This is a genomic window from Pseudarthrobacter sp. NPDC080039, from assembly GCF_040702335.1.
In the GTDB taxonomy this organism is placed as follows: domain Bacteria; phylum Actinomycetota; class Actinomycetes; order Actinomycetales; family Micrococcaceae; genus Arthrobacter; species Arthrobacter enclensis_A.
In genome coordinates, this window is record NZ_JBFBKY010000013.1 from 28,415 (window position 1) to 44,946 (window position 16,532).

18 protein-coding genes are annotated in these 16,532 nt (G+C 66.2%); 12 read left to right on the forward strand and 6 right to left on the reverse strand.

Going from position 1 to position 16,532, the window contains the following annotated elements:
- The first annotated feature begins 81 nt into the window (after positions 1–81).
- Positions 82–1,101, forward strand: a complete 1,020-nt coding sequence (locus tag AB0313_RS14345) for a LacI family DNA-binding transcriptional regulator (RefSeq protein ID WP_141944389.1) — start codon at positions 82–84, stop codon at positions 1,099–1,101.
- 50 nt (positions 1,102–1,151) lie between these two features.
- Here the strand turns inward: AB0313_RS14345 and AB0313_RS14350 are convergent, their stop codons facing one another.
- Entirely contained in the window at positions 1,152–2,096 is a 945-nt protein-coding gene (locus AB0313_RS14350; protein WP_366306258.1) for an ANTAR domain-containing protein, read from the reverse strand.
- A 308-nt stretch (positions 2,097–2,404) separates the two neighbouring features.
- On the opposite strand from AB0313_RS14350, the gene AB0313_RS14355 reads away from it, so the two are divergent.
- The 11 genes from AB0313_RS14355 (at position 2,405) to AB0313_RS14405 (ending at position 11,709) form a co-directional block, all read left to right on the forward strand.
- Positions 2,405–3,931 carry an alpha-N-arabinofuranosidase gene (locus tag AB0313_RS14355; RefSeq protein WP_366306260.1) on the forward strand — a complete coding sequence of 509 codons (1,527 nt, stop codon included), beginning with the start codon at positions 2,405–2,407 and terminating at the stop codon, positions 3,929–3,931.
- A 37-nt stretch (positions 3,932–3,968) separates the two neighbouring features.
- A complete protein-coding gene (locus tag AB0313_RS14360) occupies positions 3,969–4,556 on the forward strand; it encodes an HhH-GPD-type base excision DNA repair protein (RefSeq protein WP_366306262.1) in 588 nt (195 codons plus the stop codon).
- Complete coding sequence (locus AB0313_RS14365) at positions 4,556–5,560, forward strand: LacI family DNA-binding transcriptional regulator (RefSeq protein ID WP_366306264.1); 1,005 nt, start codon at positions 4,556–4,558, stop codon at positions 5,558–5,560. The genes AB0313_RS14360 and AB0313_RS14365 overlap by 1 nt, the downstream gene beginning before the upstream one ends.
- Before the next feature lie 98 nt (positions 5,561–5,658).
- On the forward strand, positions 5,659–6,237 hold the full coding sequence (locus AB0313_RS14370) for an isochorismatase family cysteine hydrolase (RefSeq protein WP_366306266.1): 579 nt from the start codon (positions 5,659–5,661) through the stop codon (positions 6,235–6,237).
- 72 nt (positions 6,238–6,309) lie between these two features.
- Positions 6,310–6,612: an urease subunit gamma gene (locus AB0313_RS14375; protein WP_141944377.1), complete on the forward strand. Its 303-nt coding sequence runs from the start codon at positions 6,310–6,312 to the stop codon at positions 6,610–6,612.
- A gap of 11 nt (positions 6,613–6,623) precedes the next feature.
- Positions 6,624–6,977, forward strand: a complete 354-nt coding sequence (locus tag AB0313_RS14380) for an urease subunit beta (RefSeq protein ID WP_141944375.1) — start codon at positions 6,624–6,626, stop codon at positions 6,975–6,977.
- The gene (gene ureC / locus AB0313_RS14385) at positions 6,974–8,704 is read left to right on the forward strand and encodes an urease subunit alpha (RefSeq protein WP_307309632.1); all 1,731 of its coding nucleotides are present in this window, start codon (positions 6,974–6,976) and stop codon (positions 8,702–8,704) included. The genes AB0313_RS14380 and ureC overlap by 4 nt, the downstream gene beginning before the upstream one ends.
- Before the next feature lie 18 nt (positions 8,705–8,722).
- Entirely contained in the window at positions 8,723–9,208 is a 486-nt protein-coding gene (gene ureE, locus AB0313_RS14390; protein ID WP_366306269.1) for an urease accessory protein UreE, read from the forward strand.
- 149 nt (positions 9,209–9,357) lie between these two features.
- Positions 9,358–10,026 (forward strand): urease accessory protein UreF, encoded by a 669-nt coding sequence (locus AB0313_RS14395; protein WP_366306271.1) that lies wholly within the window; start codon positions 9,358–9,360, stop codon positions 10,024–10,026.
- Positions 10,027–10,039: 13 nt separating this feature from the next.
- Positions 10,040–10,654, forward strand: a complete 615-nt coding sequence (gene ureG / locus AB0313_RS14400) for an urease accessory protein UreG (RefSeq protein ID WP_366306273.1) — start codon at positions 10,040–10,042, stop codon at positions 10,652–10,654.
- A 224-nt stretch (positions 10,655–10,878) separates the two neighbouring features.
- The gene (locus AB0313_RS14405) at positions 10,879–11,709 is read left to right on the forward strand and encodes an urease accessory protein UreD (protein ID WP_307309640.1); all 831 of its coding nucleotides are present in this window, start codon (positions 10,879–10,881) and stop codon (positions 11,707–11,709) included.
- 149 nt (positions 11,710–11,858) lie between these two features.
- Here AB0313_RS14405 and AB0313_RS14410 read toward each other — a convergent pair whose 3' ends face one another.
- The 5 genes from AB0313_RS14410 to AB0313_RS14430 form a co-directional block, all read right to left on the reverse strand.
- A complete protein-coding gene (locus AB0313_RS14410; RefSeq protein WP_141944363.1) occupies positions 11,859–12,308 on the reverse strand; it encodes a DapH/DapD/GlmU-related protein in 450 nt (149 codons plus the stop codon).
- Positions 12,309–12,394: 86 nt separating this feature from the next.
- On the reverse strand, positions 12,395–13,054 hold the full coding sequence (locus AB0313_RS14415) for a GntR family transcriptional regulator (protein ID WP_141946618.1): 660 nt from the start codon (positions 13,052–13,054) through the stop codon (positions 12,395–12,397).
- Between the two features lie 119 nt (positions 13,055–13,173).
- Positions 13,174–14,193: a transketolase C-terminal domain-containing protein gene (locus AB0313_RS14420; protein WP_366306276.1), complete on the reverse strand. Its 1,020-nt coding sequence runs from the start codon at positions 14,191–14,193 to the stop codon at positions 13,174–13,176.
- Positions 14,190–15,086 carry a transketolase gene (locus AB0313_RS14425; protein WP_366306278.1) on the reverse strand — a complete coding sequence of 299 codons (897 nt, stop codon included), beginning with the start codon at positions 15,084–15,086 and terminating at the stop codon, positions 14,190–14,192. The genes AB0313_RS14420 and AB0313_RS14425 overlap by 4 nt, the downstream gene beginning before the upstream one ends.
- A gap of 36 nt (positions 15,087–15,122) precedes the next feature.
- Positions 15,123–16,460 (reverse strand): MFS transporter, encoded by a 1,338-nt coding sequence (locus AB0313_RS14430; RefSeq protein ID WP_307309648.1) that lies wholly within the window; start codon positions 16,458–16,460, stop codon positions 15,123–15,125.
- Positions 16,461–16,532 lie beyond the last annotated feature (72 nt).

Below are 16,532 nucleotides of genomic sequence, written 5' to 3' on the forward strand. Positions count from 1 at the left end.
GTGCCGCGCAAGGATTCCGCCGCATTCCGTCCGCGGCCATGTACCACGGGAGAAGCGCCGCCGAGCAGGCACAATAGGCACATGGCAAATACCAGCAAGGGCCGGATGCCGCGCCTGGAAGACGTGGCCAAAGTGGCGGGCGTCTCCCACCAGACCGTCTCCCGTGTGGTGAACAACCATCCCAGCGTCAGCAAGTCGACTCGGGAAAAGGTGGAGGCCGCCATTGCGGAGCTGGGGTACCGGCGCAACACCGCGGCCCGGAGCCTGGTCACGCGGCGCTCGCAGACCATCGGGGTGCTGGCCAGCGAACTTTCCCAGTACGGCCCGGCCAACACCCTGCTGGGGGTTGAACATGCCGCCCGCAATGCGGGCTACTTTGTCAGCATCGCTGCCCTGCGGGAGGTCAGCAGGGATGCGATCTCCAATGCCGTGGGCCACTTCATGGACCAGGCGGTGGACGGGATCGCGGTGCTGGTGCCGCACTCGGACACCCTCGCCGTGCTGGAGCAGATGAACCTTCCCGTCCCGGTGGTGGCTGTGGGCTCTGCCGGCAGCGCGAAGGTCAGCGGGGCGATGGTGGACCAGCGCGCGGGTGCCAGGCTCGCCGTCGAACACCTTGTCAGGGAGGGGCACCGGCAGATCGGTCATATTGCAGGTCCGCCCGACTGGACGGACGGTGCCGAGCGCGCGGAAGGATGGCGTGCCGTGCTCCGGGAAGCAGGCCTGGACGAGTCCCTGCTGGTGGAAGGGGACTGGAGCGCTGGCAGCGGCTACGCAATCGGCCGCAGGCTTGCTTCCAGGCTCACCGCCACGGCCATTTTCGTGGGGAACGACCAGATGGCACTGGGCGTGCTGCGCGCCTTCACCGAGGCGGGGGTCAGGGTGCCCGACGACGTCTCCGTGGTGGGCTTCGACGACCAGCCGGAAGCGGGCTACTTCACGCCCCCGCTGACCACCGTCCGCCAGGACTTCGAAGAACTGGGCCGCCGCTGCATGGACATCATGCTCAAGGAAATCGAGTCCGGCGCCCCGGTGAGCTCCACAGTGGTCCCGCCCGAACTCGTGGTCCGTGCCAGTACTGCGCCGCCAGCTCCCGCCTAGGCCACGCGCTTTACGCCGGCGCCCAGTGGAGCGGCCGCGGGGCCCGGCAGTCAGTGGCCGAAGTGTGAGTGCGGCGCACCATCCGGCAGCTTATCCAGGATGTCTTCGGCCACCTTGCGCACCTTGATATTCCGGTGGCTCGACGCCTTCGCGAGGATGGTGAACGCCTCCTGGTAGGAGCATCTGTTCTGCGCCATGATCACGCCGCAGGCCACGTTGATGGAGGTGCGGCTGTCCAGGGCCGAGCGCAGGTCGGTGGCCAGGGAACGCGCGGTGTGCATATTGATGGCCATCTGGAGGCTCTTGGTTGCCAGGACTGCGAAAGTGCGGGCTTCGGCAATGACCTGGAGCGGGAAGGCTTTTGCGTCGTGTGCAAAGAAGGCGAGGGCGGCACTGGACTGCCCCAGCCCGCTGTGGCCGGGAAGGCCGTCATCCGCCGGCACCCCTGCATCCAGGCGGAGCCGCACGGCCAGGGAACTGCCATAGCCGGCCGACTGCAGCTGGTCCGAATAGTGCTGCCAGCGGAAGTCACCGTTTCTCTGGAGCACCGCCACGGGGTGTCCGCCGGCCATGACATCGGTGACCGGCCCCTCGGCTGCGTCCCGTTCCCACTCCAGCATTCGGACCACGTCGCCGGTGGTGCCCGCAATGGCAAGACTCCGCTTGGGCTGGTGCAGCACCAGGCCGCAGCCAACTTCCAGGCCCGCGGTCCGCATCACATGTCCTGCCGAAGCAGCAACCAGAAGGTCCAGCGAGTCGGCCAGTGAGTGGGCGCCGTTGACAAGGTCGAGCAAAAGGGCCGGGGTCCCGGCTGCGGCCTGCCCCTGGGTGCCGGCCTGCACGGGTGCATGGCCGGTGCGGGCTCTCTGGCGGTCAAAAGGGCCGGCGACGGCTGGGGGAGAGTCCTTGGTCTCGAAGGACTCCTCGTCGCCGGCCCCGCCTACTACCCGCGTCCGGTGGACCGGGAAGCCTGGGCCTACCTGTCGTACGTGCATTTCCAGTCTCACACCCCCTAGTGAGCCAAGTACCGAGAGCCAGAACAGGTCTTCTTGTCTCTGGGAAAAACCTAGTTGGCACAGAGGCCCCGGCGAATGCGTAACCGGTACCTGTTTTTCCCGGCAGGCAGTACTTGGAAACCCGGGCGCGGGCGGCATGCGCGGCATCAGTGCAGGCCAAGCCGGGGTGCGTGGCCCGGCCGCTGCAAATGGTTAGTGGAGGACGCCGGAAAATTCTTGACGCGTGGAACGGAGCCCTCAAGAATAGGAGTTCTATAACGTTGTAAAAAAGAAGCCGAGGATATTCCGTGACCCAGCCTGGACCCGCCGCAGCAAAAATCACCGTCGATCCCTCCTTCACTGTTGGGCCCGTCCGCCGTCGTACTTTCGGTGCCTTCGTGGAGCATCTTGGCCGGTGCGTCTATACCGGTATCTTCGAGCCGGGCCACCCGGACGCCGACGTGGACGGCTTCCGCAAGGACGTCCTGGAGCTGACCCGCGAGCTGGGCGTCTCCACGGTCCGCTACCCGGGCGGCAACTTCGTATCCGGCTACCGGTGGGAGGACGGCGTGGGTCCGGCAGGCCGGCGTCCAGTCCGGCTGGACCTGGCCTGGCACTCCACGGATCCCAACACCGTGGGTGTGGACGAGTTCGCCAAGTGGTCAGCCAAGGCCGGTGTGGAGCCCATGATGGCCGTCAACCTCGGTACCCGGGGACTCCAGGAGGCGCTGGACCTCCTGGAGTACTGCAACATCGACGGCGGCACGGCCCTTTCGGAACAGCGCCGGGCCAACGGGGCCGCTGACGGATACGGGATCAGGATGTGGTGCCTGGGCAATGAGATGGACGGTCCCTGGCAGATCGGGCACAAAGACGCCCTGGAGTACGGCCGCCTTGCCGCTGATACGGCACGGGGGATGCGCATGATCGACCCAGGCTTGGAACTGGTGGCCTGCGGCAGCTCCGGACCCACCATGCCAACTTTTGGCGAGTGGGAGCGCGTTGTCCTGTCCGAAACCTATGAGCTGGTGGACCTGGTCTCGGCGCACCAGTACTTTGAGGACTTCGGCGACCTGCAGGAACACCTCACCGCCGGGCACAGGATGGAGGCCTTCATCCGCGACCTGGTGAGCCACATCGACCATGTGAAGTCCGTGAAGAAGTCGACCAAGCAGGTGAACATCTCCTTCGACGAATGGAACGTGTGGCACATGAGCCGCGACGAGTCCAAGGTGCCCACCGGCAATGACTGGCCCGTGGCCCCCGTCCTGCTGGAGGATACCTATACCGTGGCGGACGCCGTGGTGGTGGGGGACCTCCTGGTAACGCTGCTCCGGAACACCGGCCGCGTCCATTCGGCAAGCCTGGCGCAGCTGGTCAACGTCATCGCGCCGATCATGACCCAGCCCGGGGGCAGGTCCTGGAAACAAACCACGTTCCACCCGTTCGCGCTCACGTCCCGCCACGCCTCCGGTACCGTCCTGCAGCTCGCCGTCGAATCCCCGCTGGTCAGCGGTGGCACGACGGCGGACGTCGCGGCGCTCTCCGCCGTCGCCACCTTTGATGCGGAAAAGGGCGAGGCGGTGGTGTTCGCCGTGAACCGATCCGCCACCGACGCCCTCACCCTGGATGCCGCGGTAGCCGCGCTGGGCAACGTCCGGGTGGTGGAGGCCCTCACCTATGCCAACAAGGACCCGTACTGGCAGGCCAGTGCCGATGATTCAACTTCCGTCCTGCCGTCCGAAAACGGCACCGCCCGCGTGGACGGCGGCCAGCTCACGGCAGAGCTCCCCGCCGTGTCCTGGTCCATGATCCGGCTGGCAATGGACGCCTGATCCGGGAGAAAGACGACGGCGGCCCGCAGGTGGGAGGATGGACGGCATGGAACTGCACATCACAGGGGACCCTGCCGCGGACAAGCTGCTGAGTGAGGACGCCTTCGCCCTGCTGACCGGCATGCTGCTGGACCAGCAGGTCACCATGGAGTCCGCGTTTGCCGGCCCGGAGAAGATCAGGTCCAGGATCGGCTCACTGAAGCCGGAGGCCATCGCTGGGCAGGATCCCGCTGCCTTCGTCGAAGTGTTCAAGGAACGGCCGGCCGTCCACCGTTTCCCCGGTTCCATGGCTGCCCGCGTGCAGGCGCTCGCCGAGGCGGTGCAGAACGAGTGGGACGGCGATGCCGCCGCGATCTGGACCAAAGGTTCGCCGGACGGCGCGGAGGTGCTGCGCAGGCTCAAGGCCCTGCCCGGTTTCGGGGACCAGAAGGCCAAAATCTTCCTGGCGCTCCTGGGCAAGCAGCGCGGCCTCGACGCGCCAGGGTGGCGTGAAGCAGCGGGCCACTACGGTGAAGAGGGCAGCTACCTTTCGGTGGCGGACATCGTGGACCCGGAATCCCTGGCCAAGGTACGCGCCAGCAAGCAGGCCGCCAAGGCAGCCGCGAAGGCTGGAAAAGAGCGTTAATGGCCGTCACTATGAACGATGTGGCGAGGGCGGCAGGCGTCTCCCTTAAAACGGTTTCCAACGTCCTGAACGACTACGAATTCATTCGTCCGGCCACCAAGCAGCGGGTCCAGGACGCCATCGCCGAGCTGGGCTACGAAGCAAACCTCACTGCCCGCAGCCTCCGGTCCGGCAAGACCTCCATGCTGGGCCTTGTCCTCTCGGACCTCTCCGCGCCCTACTACGCGGAGCTGGCGTCCAAGCTGATGAAGGCCGCTGCCCGTCGCGGCTACCGCGTCATCGTGGAGCAGTCCGACGCAGGGGCTGCCGCCGAGCTCGGGGCCCTGCAGGGGACTTTCCGGCAGCTCACGGATGGCCTGCTGTTCACGCCGCTGGTTGCGGATGCGGACGCCATCGCGGCCCGGGCGGGCAGGAAACCGCTGGTGATGCTGGGCGAGCACGTCATGGACCCGCGCTTCGACCTGGTGACCATGAAGAACGGGGAAGCGGCGGCTGCCCTCACCCGGCACCTGCTGGCCGGCGGCCGCCGTCGGATTGCCGTGATCGGAGCCCGGCCGGACGAGTCCGCCGGAAGCGCCGGGCTGCGGTTGAACGGGTACCGGAAGGCGCTGGAAGATGCGGGCATCGCGTTCGACGCCGGACTGGTCGCCCCCGCCGAATGGCGCCGTGACGCCGGTGCTGCCGCCGTTGCCGGCCTCCTGGAAGCAGGGGTTGAGTTCGATGCCGTATTCGGGCTGAACGACGTCCTGGCACTGGGCGCTTTGCACGAACTGCTGATCCGCGGCGTCAAGGTGCCGGGGGAGGTTGCAGTGGCCGGCTTCGACGACATCGACGAGGCCCGCTTTGCATCACCCTCGCTAACCACGGTGTCGCCGGGGATGGAGGAGATCGCGGAGCGGTCCGTCGACCTGCTGCTGGACCGGATCGGCGCCCGGGAAACAGCCGCACAGGGCGTGCACGTGGCGGCCGGATTCGAGTTGAAGATCCGGGAATCGGCACCCTGAACCCGCCTTCCGGAGCCCCTTGTTCCGGCAGGTGCACGTTTTGTCCGGATATGGACGGGTACTTTTCCCGAACCGGTTCAATGAGGAAAGGTGCCCACATGATTGCCCTCCTGGTCATCGACATGCAGAACGCATTCTTCGAGACGCCCGAACTGGCAGCCCAGCAGGAGCGGGTGGTCGGTGAGTGCAACCGGCTGCTGGAAGGGTTCAAGGCGGCCGGACACAAAGCGCTCCTGGTGGGCACCGAGCACGAGCGGGACAAGTCCACCTGGACGCTCAGCATGCTCGACGATGACCAGGGGTTCATCTTCCGCGGCAGCGAGCAGGCCCAGTTGGTACCGGGCCTCATCACCGAGGACCTTCCACAGCTGAACAAGACCAGGGACAGCGGCTTTGTGGGCACCAACCTGTTGGCGCGGCTGCGGAACTGGGACGCCGGGGAAGTGGTACTCGCCGGCGTTTCGACCCACAACTGCATCGCCCAAACCGCCGCTGACGCGTTCGCGCACAACATCCGCGTCACGTACGCCAAGGACGCCATGGCCTCCGAAGCCCACCAGGATGCCGCCGATATGCTCCGCATCCTCTCCGCCACCTATCGCCAGCCCATCCAGTCCAGCGGCGAAATCCTGGGGCGCCTCAGCGAGGCGAACCAGCAGGCGGACAGCCTCCACTGACACTCCTGAAACCTGGTGGAAACGTGACACGCTTACTCTGGCAGCACGCCCCAGGCCGTCGAAGGGAACCCCATGCATCTGATGCCGCGTGAGCAGGAAAAACTCCTGATCGTGGTGGCCGCCGACCTTGCCCGGCGCAGGCAGTCCCGCGGCCTCAAACTCAATTACCCCGAAGCCGTGGCCATCATCAGCTACGAGCTGATCGAAGGGGCCCGGGACGGCAGGAGCGTTGCCGACCTGATGAGCTTCGGCACCACGCTGCTCACCCGCGACGATGTGATGGAAGGCGTCCCGGAGATGATCCACGACGTCCAGATCGAGGCAACCTTCCCGGACGGCACCAAGCTGGTCACCGTCCACAACCCCATCCGCTGAGGAGCGCAGCCATGATTCCAGGCGAATACGTCCTGCGGCCGGATCCCGTGACCGCGAACGCCGGCAGGGAGGCAATCGAGGTTGCCGTGACCAACACCGGCGACCGGCCCGTCCAAGTGGGCTCCCACTTCCACTTCGCCGAGGCCAACGCCGCCCTGTCCTTTGACCGGCAGGCTGCGTACGGGCGGCGGCTGGACATCCCGGCAGGAACGGCAGCCCGGTTCGAACCCGGCGACTCCCGCAGCGTCCGGCTCATCGAACTGGCAGGCGCCCGCGAGGTGTATGGACTCAGCAACGCTGTCAACGGAAAGCTCGACGGCGGCACCCACCAGGGTGCGGCCGTTGCGGAAGGGAATGGCAAGTGAGCTTCGAGATTCCACGCCGGCAGTACGCAGACCTCTACGGGCCCACCACCGGTGACAAAATCCGCCTTGCGGACACCGACCTTTTCCTCGAGATCGAGCAGGACCGCACCGTGTACGGCGAGGAAGTGGTGTTCGGCGGCGGCAAGGTGATCCGCGACGGCATGGGCCAAAACGGCCAGGCCACCCGCGAAGAGGACATTCCGGACACCGTCATCACCAACGCCGTCATCCTTGACTACACCGGCATCTACAAAGCCGACCTAGCCCTGAAGGACGGACATATCTTCCGCATCGGCAAGGCCGGCAACCCGCAGATCACCGACGGCGTGGACATCGTGATCGGCTCCAGTACGGAGATCATCGCAGGGGAGCGGAAAATCCTCACCGCCGGGGGCATCGACACCCACATCCACTTCATCTCCCCGGAGCAGGTCCCCACCGCCCTGGCCAGCGGCGTCACCACCATGATCGGCGGCGGCACCGGCCCTGCCGAGGGCACGAAAGCCACCACGGTCACCCCCGGGAAGTGGCACATCCAACGGATGCTGCAGGCAGCCGAGGGGCTGCCCATGAACATCGGCCTGTTCGGCAAGGGCCACGCGTCCGCCGTCGAACCCCTCGCCGAGCAGATCCGCGCCGGTGCCATCGGGCTGAAAGTCCATGAAGACTGGGGCGCCACCACCTCCTCCATCGACACCTCGCTGAGGGTGGCCGACGAGTACGACGTCCAGGTGGCCATCCACACCGACACCCTGAATGAGTGCGGGTTCGTGGAGGACACCATCCGCGCCATCGACGGCCGCGTGATCCACACCTTCCACACGGAGGGCGCGGGCGGCGGCCACGCCCCGGACATCATCAGGATCGCGGGCATGCCCAACGTCCTGCCTGCCTCCACCAACCCCACCCTGCCGTACACGCGCAACACCATCGAAGAGCACCTGGACATGCTGATGGTGTGCCACCACCTCAACCCGGACATTCCCGAGGACGTGGCCTTCGCCGATTCCCGCATCCGCGCCGAGACCATCGCCGCCGAGGACGTCCTGCAGGACCTGGGCATCTTCTCCATCACCTCCTCCGACTCCCAGGCCATGGGCCGGGTGGGCGAGGTCATCACCCGCACCTGGCAGGTGGCCGACAAGATGAAGAGGCAGCGCGGGGTGCTGGAAGATTCCGACGGCGGCACGCACGGCAGCTCGGACAGCGACAACTTCCGCCTCAAGCGCTACGTGGCCAAGTACACCATCAACCCGGCCATCGCCCAGGGCATCGCCGACTCCGTGGGGTCCGTGGAAGTGGGCAAGTTCGCCGACCTGGTGCTGTGGGATCCGGCGTTCTTCGGCGTCAAACCCGAACTGGTGCTCAAGGGCGGCCAGATCGCCTACGCCCTGATGGGTGACTCCAACGGGTCCATCCCCACCCCGCAGCCACGGACCATGCGGCCCATGTTCGCCACCTTCGGCAAGGCCGTGCACCAGTCCTCCATCACCTTCCTGTCCAAGGCCGCGATCGAGGCCGGCGTCCCTGAGGAACTGGGGCTCGAGAAGGTGATCCGGCCCGTCGCCGGCATCCGGCATCTCACCAAAGCCGACCTCAAATACAACGACGCCACCCCCGACATCCAGGTGGACCCGGAAACGTACCAAGTAACGGTCGACGGCGAGGACGTCACCTGCGAGCCGTCCGATGTGCTCCCCATGGCGCAGCGCTACTTCCTTTTCTAGAACCTCGAAAGAATCCCCATGATCATCGACAAAGTCCTCGGCAACCTGCACGACCTGCCCGAGACCGAAGCCGCCGCCTACGCCGGGCTGCACCGCGAAAAAGTCATCCTGCCCAGCGCCTCCCTGGTCAAACGCATCCAGCGCGCCACCACCGACCACGGCAAGGAAATCGGCATCCGCCTCCCCTCCGGCTGCGGCGACCTGCGCGACGGCGACATCCTCCACGTCGAAGCAACAAACATGATCGTGGTATCCGTCCTGCCCACCGACGTCCTGGTCATCGCGCCACAGACCATCCACGAAATGGGCGTCACCGCACACTCCCTCGGCAACCGGCACCTCCAGGCACAGTTCTTCGACGCGTCCTCGGAGTATGAAGCAGACGTCATGGTGTGCGCCTACGACCACACCGTCGAGGACTACCTCCGCCACAACTCCGTGCCCTACACCCGCCAGGAACGCGTCATGCCTGTGCCTTTCCGCCATGCTGAACACTCGCACTAGTAACCCTGGGGCAGCGCTGGGGCTCCACGGGAGGCGTCGCTTGGGTGCGCCGGCCCGGATTGGGGGCCGTGCCCGCTTCGCGGTGCCCGCCACGCCGCGGCCCCCAATCCGGGCCGTCGCGATGCTCCGTTCCGTTGGGCGGCAGTGCGGTGATTAGTTACCAGCTTGCTTTGCAGCAGTTGGTTGACTCTGCGCTTCCTACTGGGGCTTTTGCTCACTCCCTTGGGTTTGAGACGTACATCGAGCGGGAGCTCGTTTTTGATGAAGTGTCATTTGGAAACTGGCTCTCGGCTTTTGTGGCGCAGTCGCTGACTTATTCGGATGGGTTGGCTGTTCGGCTTCTGTATGAGGGGGGTGATCTTGGGGAGCTGGATTCGCTTTTGTCTGCTTCACTCTTGCCGCGGCAGGTTCGGGAGGCCAGCCTCAAGATGGGGTCCCGGCTGCTGGAGATCGGGGCTGAGGTGTTTCTCTCGCCCGCGCTGGAACTTTACCGGGACCTGGTGGCCACCGGCCGGGCCGCCGGGCACCAGCCCCTCGCGTTCGCCGTCGTCGCCCGTTCCCTGGGAGTGCCGCTGCAGGAGGCGCTCGCCGCCTACCTCTTCGCCACCGTTACGTCCCTCACCCAGAACGCCGTCCGGGCCATCCCGCTCGGCCAGAACGCCGGGCAGCGGGTGCTGCGGAAAGCGCACGACGACGTCGCTGCCGCCACCGACACGATCGCCCGCCTCACGCCGGACGACCTTGGGGCCGTCAGCCCCGGACTGGAAATTTCGCAAATGCGGCACGAACGCCAACGTGCCCGCATGTTCATGAGCTAGCAGGAGGAACACCATGACTGAGCCCATCAAAATCGGCATCGGCGGACCCGTCGGAGCAGGCAAGACCCAGCTCGTGGAACGGCTCACCCGGCACATGAGCGGCGACATCTCCATGGCCGCCATCACCAACGACATCTACACCATCGAGGACGCCAAAATCCTCGCCGCCAACGGCATCCTCCCTGTGGACCGGATCATCGGCGTCGAAACCGGTGGCTGCCCGCACACCGCCATCCGCGAAGACACCTCCATGAACACCGCCGCCATCGAGGAACTCAAGGCCCGGCACCCGGACCTGCAGGTCATCTTCGTCGAATCCGGCGGCGACAACCTCTCCGCCACCTTCAGCGCCGAACTCGTCGACTTCTCCATCTACATCATCGACGTGGCCCAAGGCGAGAAGATCCCCCGCAAAGCCGGCCAGGGCATGATCAAGTCCGACCTCTTCATCATCAACAAAACCGACCTCGCACCCCACGTCGGCGCGGACCTCGCCGTCATGGAACGGGACTCCAAAGAGTTCCGCGGCAACAAACCGTTCTGCTTCACGAACCTCAAGACTGACGAGGGGCTCAACAAGGTCATCGAATGGATCCGGCACGACGTCCTGATGCTCGATTTGGCATGAGCACGACGGCGGTCGGATCACCTCAAGAAGGCACCTCACCGGGGCTTCCACCCGCGGGTGAGTCCGCTTCCGGCGCTTCGCCGGGGACAGGGGGCCGTGCCCGTCCCCAGGCGCTCCCAACCCTCGCAAGCTCGGGTCGGGGCCCTCGCGCCAGTGGGCCCCCCACGAGGCCCGCCACGCCGCGGCCCCCTATCCCCGACTCCGCTCGCGCTGAGAAGTCACCGATGGGGCGGCTTGAGTTGGGCGTCAGTTTGCGGCACGGCAGGTCGGTTGCCTCGCACCAGTTTCATCAAGGGGCGCTTCGGGTGCTCCGGCCTCATTACCTGGATGACTCCGGGCAGGTTTGCTACGTCGTCGTCAATCCTGGCGGGGCTTATCTGGGGGCGGACCTCTTTCTCATTGATGTTGAGGTGGAGGACTCTGCTTCCCTGCTGCTGACCACTCAGTCCGCGACGAAGGTTTATCGGACCCCCGGGTCTTTTGCCGAGCAGTGCATGACCGTACGGCTGGGGGAGGGGGCGCGGCTGGAACTCATGCCCGATCAGCTCATCGCCTACCGGGAAGCCAGCTACCGGCAACGGACCTCGGTGACCCTGCGGCCGTCGTCGTCGCTGGTCATGGCCGAGGTGGTGACTCCCGGCTGGTCGCCCGACGGAGCCGCCTTCCGGTACCAGGAGGTCCGGCTGCGCAACGAGATCCGGGTTGAATCAGGCCATGGCACGCAACTGCTGGCGCTGGACAACCTGCTGATCCGGCCGCCGCTCGGCGACGTCGCAGGGCTTGGTTTCATGGAGGGGTACAGCCATCTGGGCTCGCTGGTGGTGGTGGACGCAAGGGTGGACCAGGCGCTCGCCGACGAACTGCACCGGCTCACCGCCGGCTTCGACGCGCTGACCGGCATATCGCTGACCCGGACCGTCGGAGGAACTACCGGCCTGGTGCTTCGCGCCCTGTCCAACAGCACCGGTGGACTGAACCGCCTGCTCGGCACCTGCGCCAACCTCCTCCGGGAGCGCTGGTACGGCCAGGGAGCGCTGGACCTGAGGAAGCACTGACGACCAGCATCGGCGCCCTCTACCGGGACCGGGACGCCCTGCCGCTGCGGACCCGGGTGCTGTGCACTTCCGGTGCGGTGGCCGCGCCGCACGCTGCCGCCGTCGTACTCCTGCCCGCAGGCAACGCCGGGCCACGCGCCAAGGGCGGCTCAGGCGGCCAGCCCGCCCTTCGCCTTGCGGTGCGGCCGGTGCTTTGCCCGTGCCAGGCGTGAGTGTGCCCCGGCAAGCATCTCGCTGCCGTCCGGCACCCTGCTGTCGGTATCCAGGTGGACACCATGCTCTATCAGGACGCTCGAACCGATCCTTGAGTGGCTGCCAATGTGCACGCGGTTGCCGATGACCGTGCCCCGGCCGATATGCACGCCGTCGCCGATAACGGTCCGGTCACCGATGGTGGCGTCCCGGTCGATCCAGCTGCCGTGTCCAATCCGGCAGCCGGCGCCCACCTGGGCGCCGTGTTCGATGTAGGTCATGGGACCAATCCGGGCGCTGTCTGCCACCCTGGCTCCCGGAGCAATGAGCCCGCCGCCGTTGTCATGGCGGGCATACCGGGTGACCTTGCCGGCGTCGTCCTCAAATGACACAAACTTTGCGGTCATACCATCCCTCGTTAACGCCGCGGTTATTTACCGCGCAGTAAGTTAACGGCCGGGACCGCGCTGGGATTCCCGGCTGTCAAGAGGGGTCAGGCAACCAGGTTGGCCGCTGCGGTGTCCATGTGCTCCAGGATGGTTTTGCGTGCCAGGGTGGCGTCGCCGGTGTCGATGGCGGCCACGATGTCCTTGTGGCGGTCCACACTCATGTTGCTGACGCCCTTTTCCAGGCCCGCGAACATGATGGACATGCGAATGGAGCCCTCCAGGGATTCCCAGGAATGCAGGAGGGTTTCGTTGCCGGTGAGGCGGCAGAGGGTGCGGTGGAACTCAAGATCGGATTCGATGCGTTCCTCAAGGCTTCCGCCGGTTGCCGCGGTCATCGCGTCGATGGCCTGGTGGAGCGATTCGGTGACGTGCTGCCGGTCCGGCAGCTCGCACAGGGTCCGGGCCGCCAGGGACTCCAGGGCGGCACGGACGGCGTAGATGTCCCGGATTTCTTTCTCATCCAGGTGCCGGACGGAGAGGCGGCCGCGGGGCCCGGCGGACAGGAGGCCTTCCTGTTCCAGCTGGCGCAGGGCCTCGCGAAGGGTGCCGCGGCTGATCTGCAGCATTTCGGACAGTTCGGTTTCCACCAGGTGCCGGCCGGGTTCCAGTTCGCCGCTGGTGATGGCGGTCCTCAGCGCCGAGAGCGCCTGCTCGCGCAGGCTTTTCTTTTCCAGTCCCAGCAGCGGGGCGGTCAGTCCGGCCATGGCTTCTGTCCTCAATGTCATAAGTCGACTGTTTACAGTCGGTAGTGGTTTCGATAGTACGGCAGAAAGCACGGCTCCGGCGTAGGACCGGTGCCGTGCTTTCTGCATTGGATACTGCCTTAGCCGAGTTCCGCGAGGACCTTGGCCACGATGCGGTCCACCGCCAGTCCGTAACGGTCGTGCAGCGTGGGCAGGGCACCGGCGTCCAGGAACTGGTCCGGCAGAGCCACGGGCACCACGCGCTTGCCCAGGCCGGCCGTCACGACGGCGGAGGCGACGGTTTCGAACAGGCCGCCCACCACGGAGTGGTTTTCCAAGGTGACGGCCAGGCGGTCCGTGTTGACCTCCCTGAGGACGGTTTCGGCGTCGAACGGCTTGATGGTGGGGGTGTGCACGACGGCGACGTCCACGTTGTGTGCTTCAAGCGCCTTGGCTGCCTGGAGGGCGCGCATGGTCATCAGCCCGGAGGAGATGAACACGACGTCGTTGCCGCCGCGAAGGACCTTGGCCTTGCCGAGTTCGAACGTGTAGCCGTACTCGTCCAGGACCGTGGGCACATTGCCGCGCAGCAGGCGCAGGTAGGTGGGACCTTCTGAGGCAGCAAGCTGCGGGACGGCCTGTTCGATGTCCACCGAGTCGCAGGGGTCCACGATGGTCAGGTTGGGCGTGCCGCGGAAGATCGCCATGTCCTCGGTGGCCTGGTGGCTGGGGCCATAGCCTGTGGTCAAGCCGGGCAGTCCGCCCACAATGTTGACGTTCAGGTTCGGTTCGGCTGCGTCCAGGCAGAGGAAGTCGTAGGCGCGGCGCGCGGCGAACACCGAGTAGGTGGACGCGAACGGCACCAGGCCGGACTCGGCCAGGCCGGCGGCGGCCCCGAAGAGCAGCTGCTCCGCCATGCCCATCTGGAAGAACCGTTCCGGGAAGGCCTTGGCGAAGATGTGCATGTCCGTGTACTTGCCCAGGTCTGCGGTCAGGCCAACGATCTTGTCGTTTTCCTGCGCGGCCTTGACCAGCGCGTGCCCGAACGGCGCGGAGGAGGTCTTCTGGCCGGGGTCGGCGAACGATGCGATCATCGCCGAGGTCTTCAGCTTTGGCTTGGCCGCCGCTGCGGTGTCCGGGGCCTCGGTGGTGGTGCTCATGCTGAAGCCTTTCCTTCATAGCCGGCAGTGAGCTGCTCGCGGCAGATCTGCCATTCGTTCTCTTCGATGCGCATGAAGTGCGCCTTTTCGCGGTTTTCGAGGAGCGGGACGCCGCGGCCCACCTTGGTGTCGCACAGGATTACGGAGGGACGTCCGACGGCGGCCGCCTGGGAAGCTGCGTTGTCAAACGCCGCCAGCAGCGCGGCGACGTCGTTCCCGTCCACCCGCTGGGTGTACCAGCCGAACGATTCCCACTTCTCCGTCACAGGCTCGGTGCGCAGCACGGTGTCGGTCTTGCCGTCCGCCTGCAGGGCGTTGATGTCCACCATGGCGGTCAGGTTGCCCAGCTGGTGGTGGTGCGCGCCCATGGCGGCCTCCCACGTGGAGCCCTCGTCCAGCTCGCCGTCGGAGAGGAAGTTGAACACCCGGGCACCGGAGCCCTGGTAGCGGAGGCCGAGGGCCATCCCGACGGCGATGGTCAGGCCGTGGCCCAGCGAGCCGCCGGAAATTTCCATGCCGGGCGTGTAGGTGGACATCCCGGACATCGGCAGCCGCGAGTCATCCGAGCCGTAGGTTTCCAGTTCCTCCACCGGGACGATGCCGGCTTCGGCCAGTGCCGCGTAGTGGCCGATGGCGTAGTGGCCGGTGGAGAGCAGGAAGCGGTCGCGGGCTTCCCAGTGCGGGTTTTCGGCGCGGAACCGCAGCTGGTCCCCGTACACCGTGGCGAGCATGTCGGCGGCGCCGAGCGCCTGGCCCACATACCCCTGGCCCTGTACCTCGCCCATGTTCAGGGCGTGGTGCCGAATCCGGTACGCGGCGGCGCTGATCTTGTCCACCCGCTCCTGGGTCACTGCGGTCTGCAGTGCGGTGTCATGGACGGTATCTGTAGGCATTGCTGGCTCCGTGGTCGTTTTGTACGTGGTGATCATTCAGGCGTTGACCGTGTTCGGGGTGCTTTTGGTGGCTTCATCCGCCAGTTCGCGTTCCCGCTTGCCCCAGGTTTCCCTGGTGGCGACGGCGGCCCAGAGGCCGATCAGGGCGTAGGCGCCGAAGAGCAGCGCCGGGCCCATCCAGCCGAAGCTGACGAACAGCAGGGTGGTGATGAAGGGGGTAAAGCCGGACACCATGGCGGAGATCTGGTAGGCCAGGCTGGCACCGGAGGCGCGGGTCTTGGCCTGGAAGAGCTCGGGGAACCAGGCACCCTGGGCGCCGGCCAGGGAGTTCTGGCAGACCGCGTAGGAGATCACGATGGTGAGGATGATGGCGATGAACAGGCCGGTGTTGACCAGCAGGAACATGGGGATCGCGAACAGGGCTGCGAACGCGGTGGACCACACGTAGAGGGGACGGCGTCCGATGCGGTCCGTCAGCGCAGCCCAGGCCTGGGTGGCGAAGATGCCGATGGCGGAGGCGATGCAGAGGGCGATCAGGGTCTGGGTCTTGTCCGCCAGGTGCTGGCTGTTGAGGTAGGAAATCATGTAGGTGATGGATACGGCGTAGCCGGCGGTCTCGGCGATACGGAGGCCGATGCCCTTGACGATGTTGCGCCAGTCCGTCTTGATGACCTCGACGATGGGTGCCTTGACGATGGTGCCGGTGTCCTTGACCTCGTCGAAGACCGGGGACTCCGGGACCTTGGACCGGATGATCAGGCCGACGATGACCAGCACTATGCTGGCCAGGAACGGGACGCGCCAGGCAAGCTCACCGCCAAGGCCGGTGCTTGCCAGGAAGGTCAGGTTGGCCAGCAGCAGGCCCACGGGGAAGCCGGCCTGGACGATGCCGGTGTACTTGCCCTTGGTCTTCCACGGGGCGTGCTCGTAGCTCATGAGGATGGCGCCGCCCCACTCCGCGCCGAAGGCCAGGCCCTGGACAATGCGGACGAACACGAGCAGTGCGGGGGCCAGCAGTCCAACCGCCGCGTAGGTGGGGAGCAGGCCGATGGCGAAAGTGGCCAGGCCCATCAGGATCAGGGAGGCGACCAGGACGGGCTTGCGGCCCACCTTGTCACCGAGGTGTCCGCCGATGATGCCGCCCAGGGGGCGGGCGGCGAAGCCGACGCCGAGGGTGGCGAAGGACGCGAGGGTGCCCGTAACCGGATCGCTTCCGGGGAAGAATGCGGTGCCGAAGTACAGTGCGGCAGCGGTGCCGAAGCCGATGAAGTCATACGTCTCGATTACGGCCCCCACGCCGGACCCGATGGCGACTCGCCTGGCGTCCTTGGTGCCGTGGACCGGACCGCGCATGGTCAGAGCATCTTTGCTCATGGTGGTTCCCTTTCGAAAAGCGGCTGAAGGAAGTCCGCCGCTGTCGACTGTTAACAAATGATATGCCCCAGT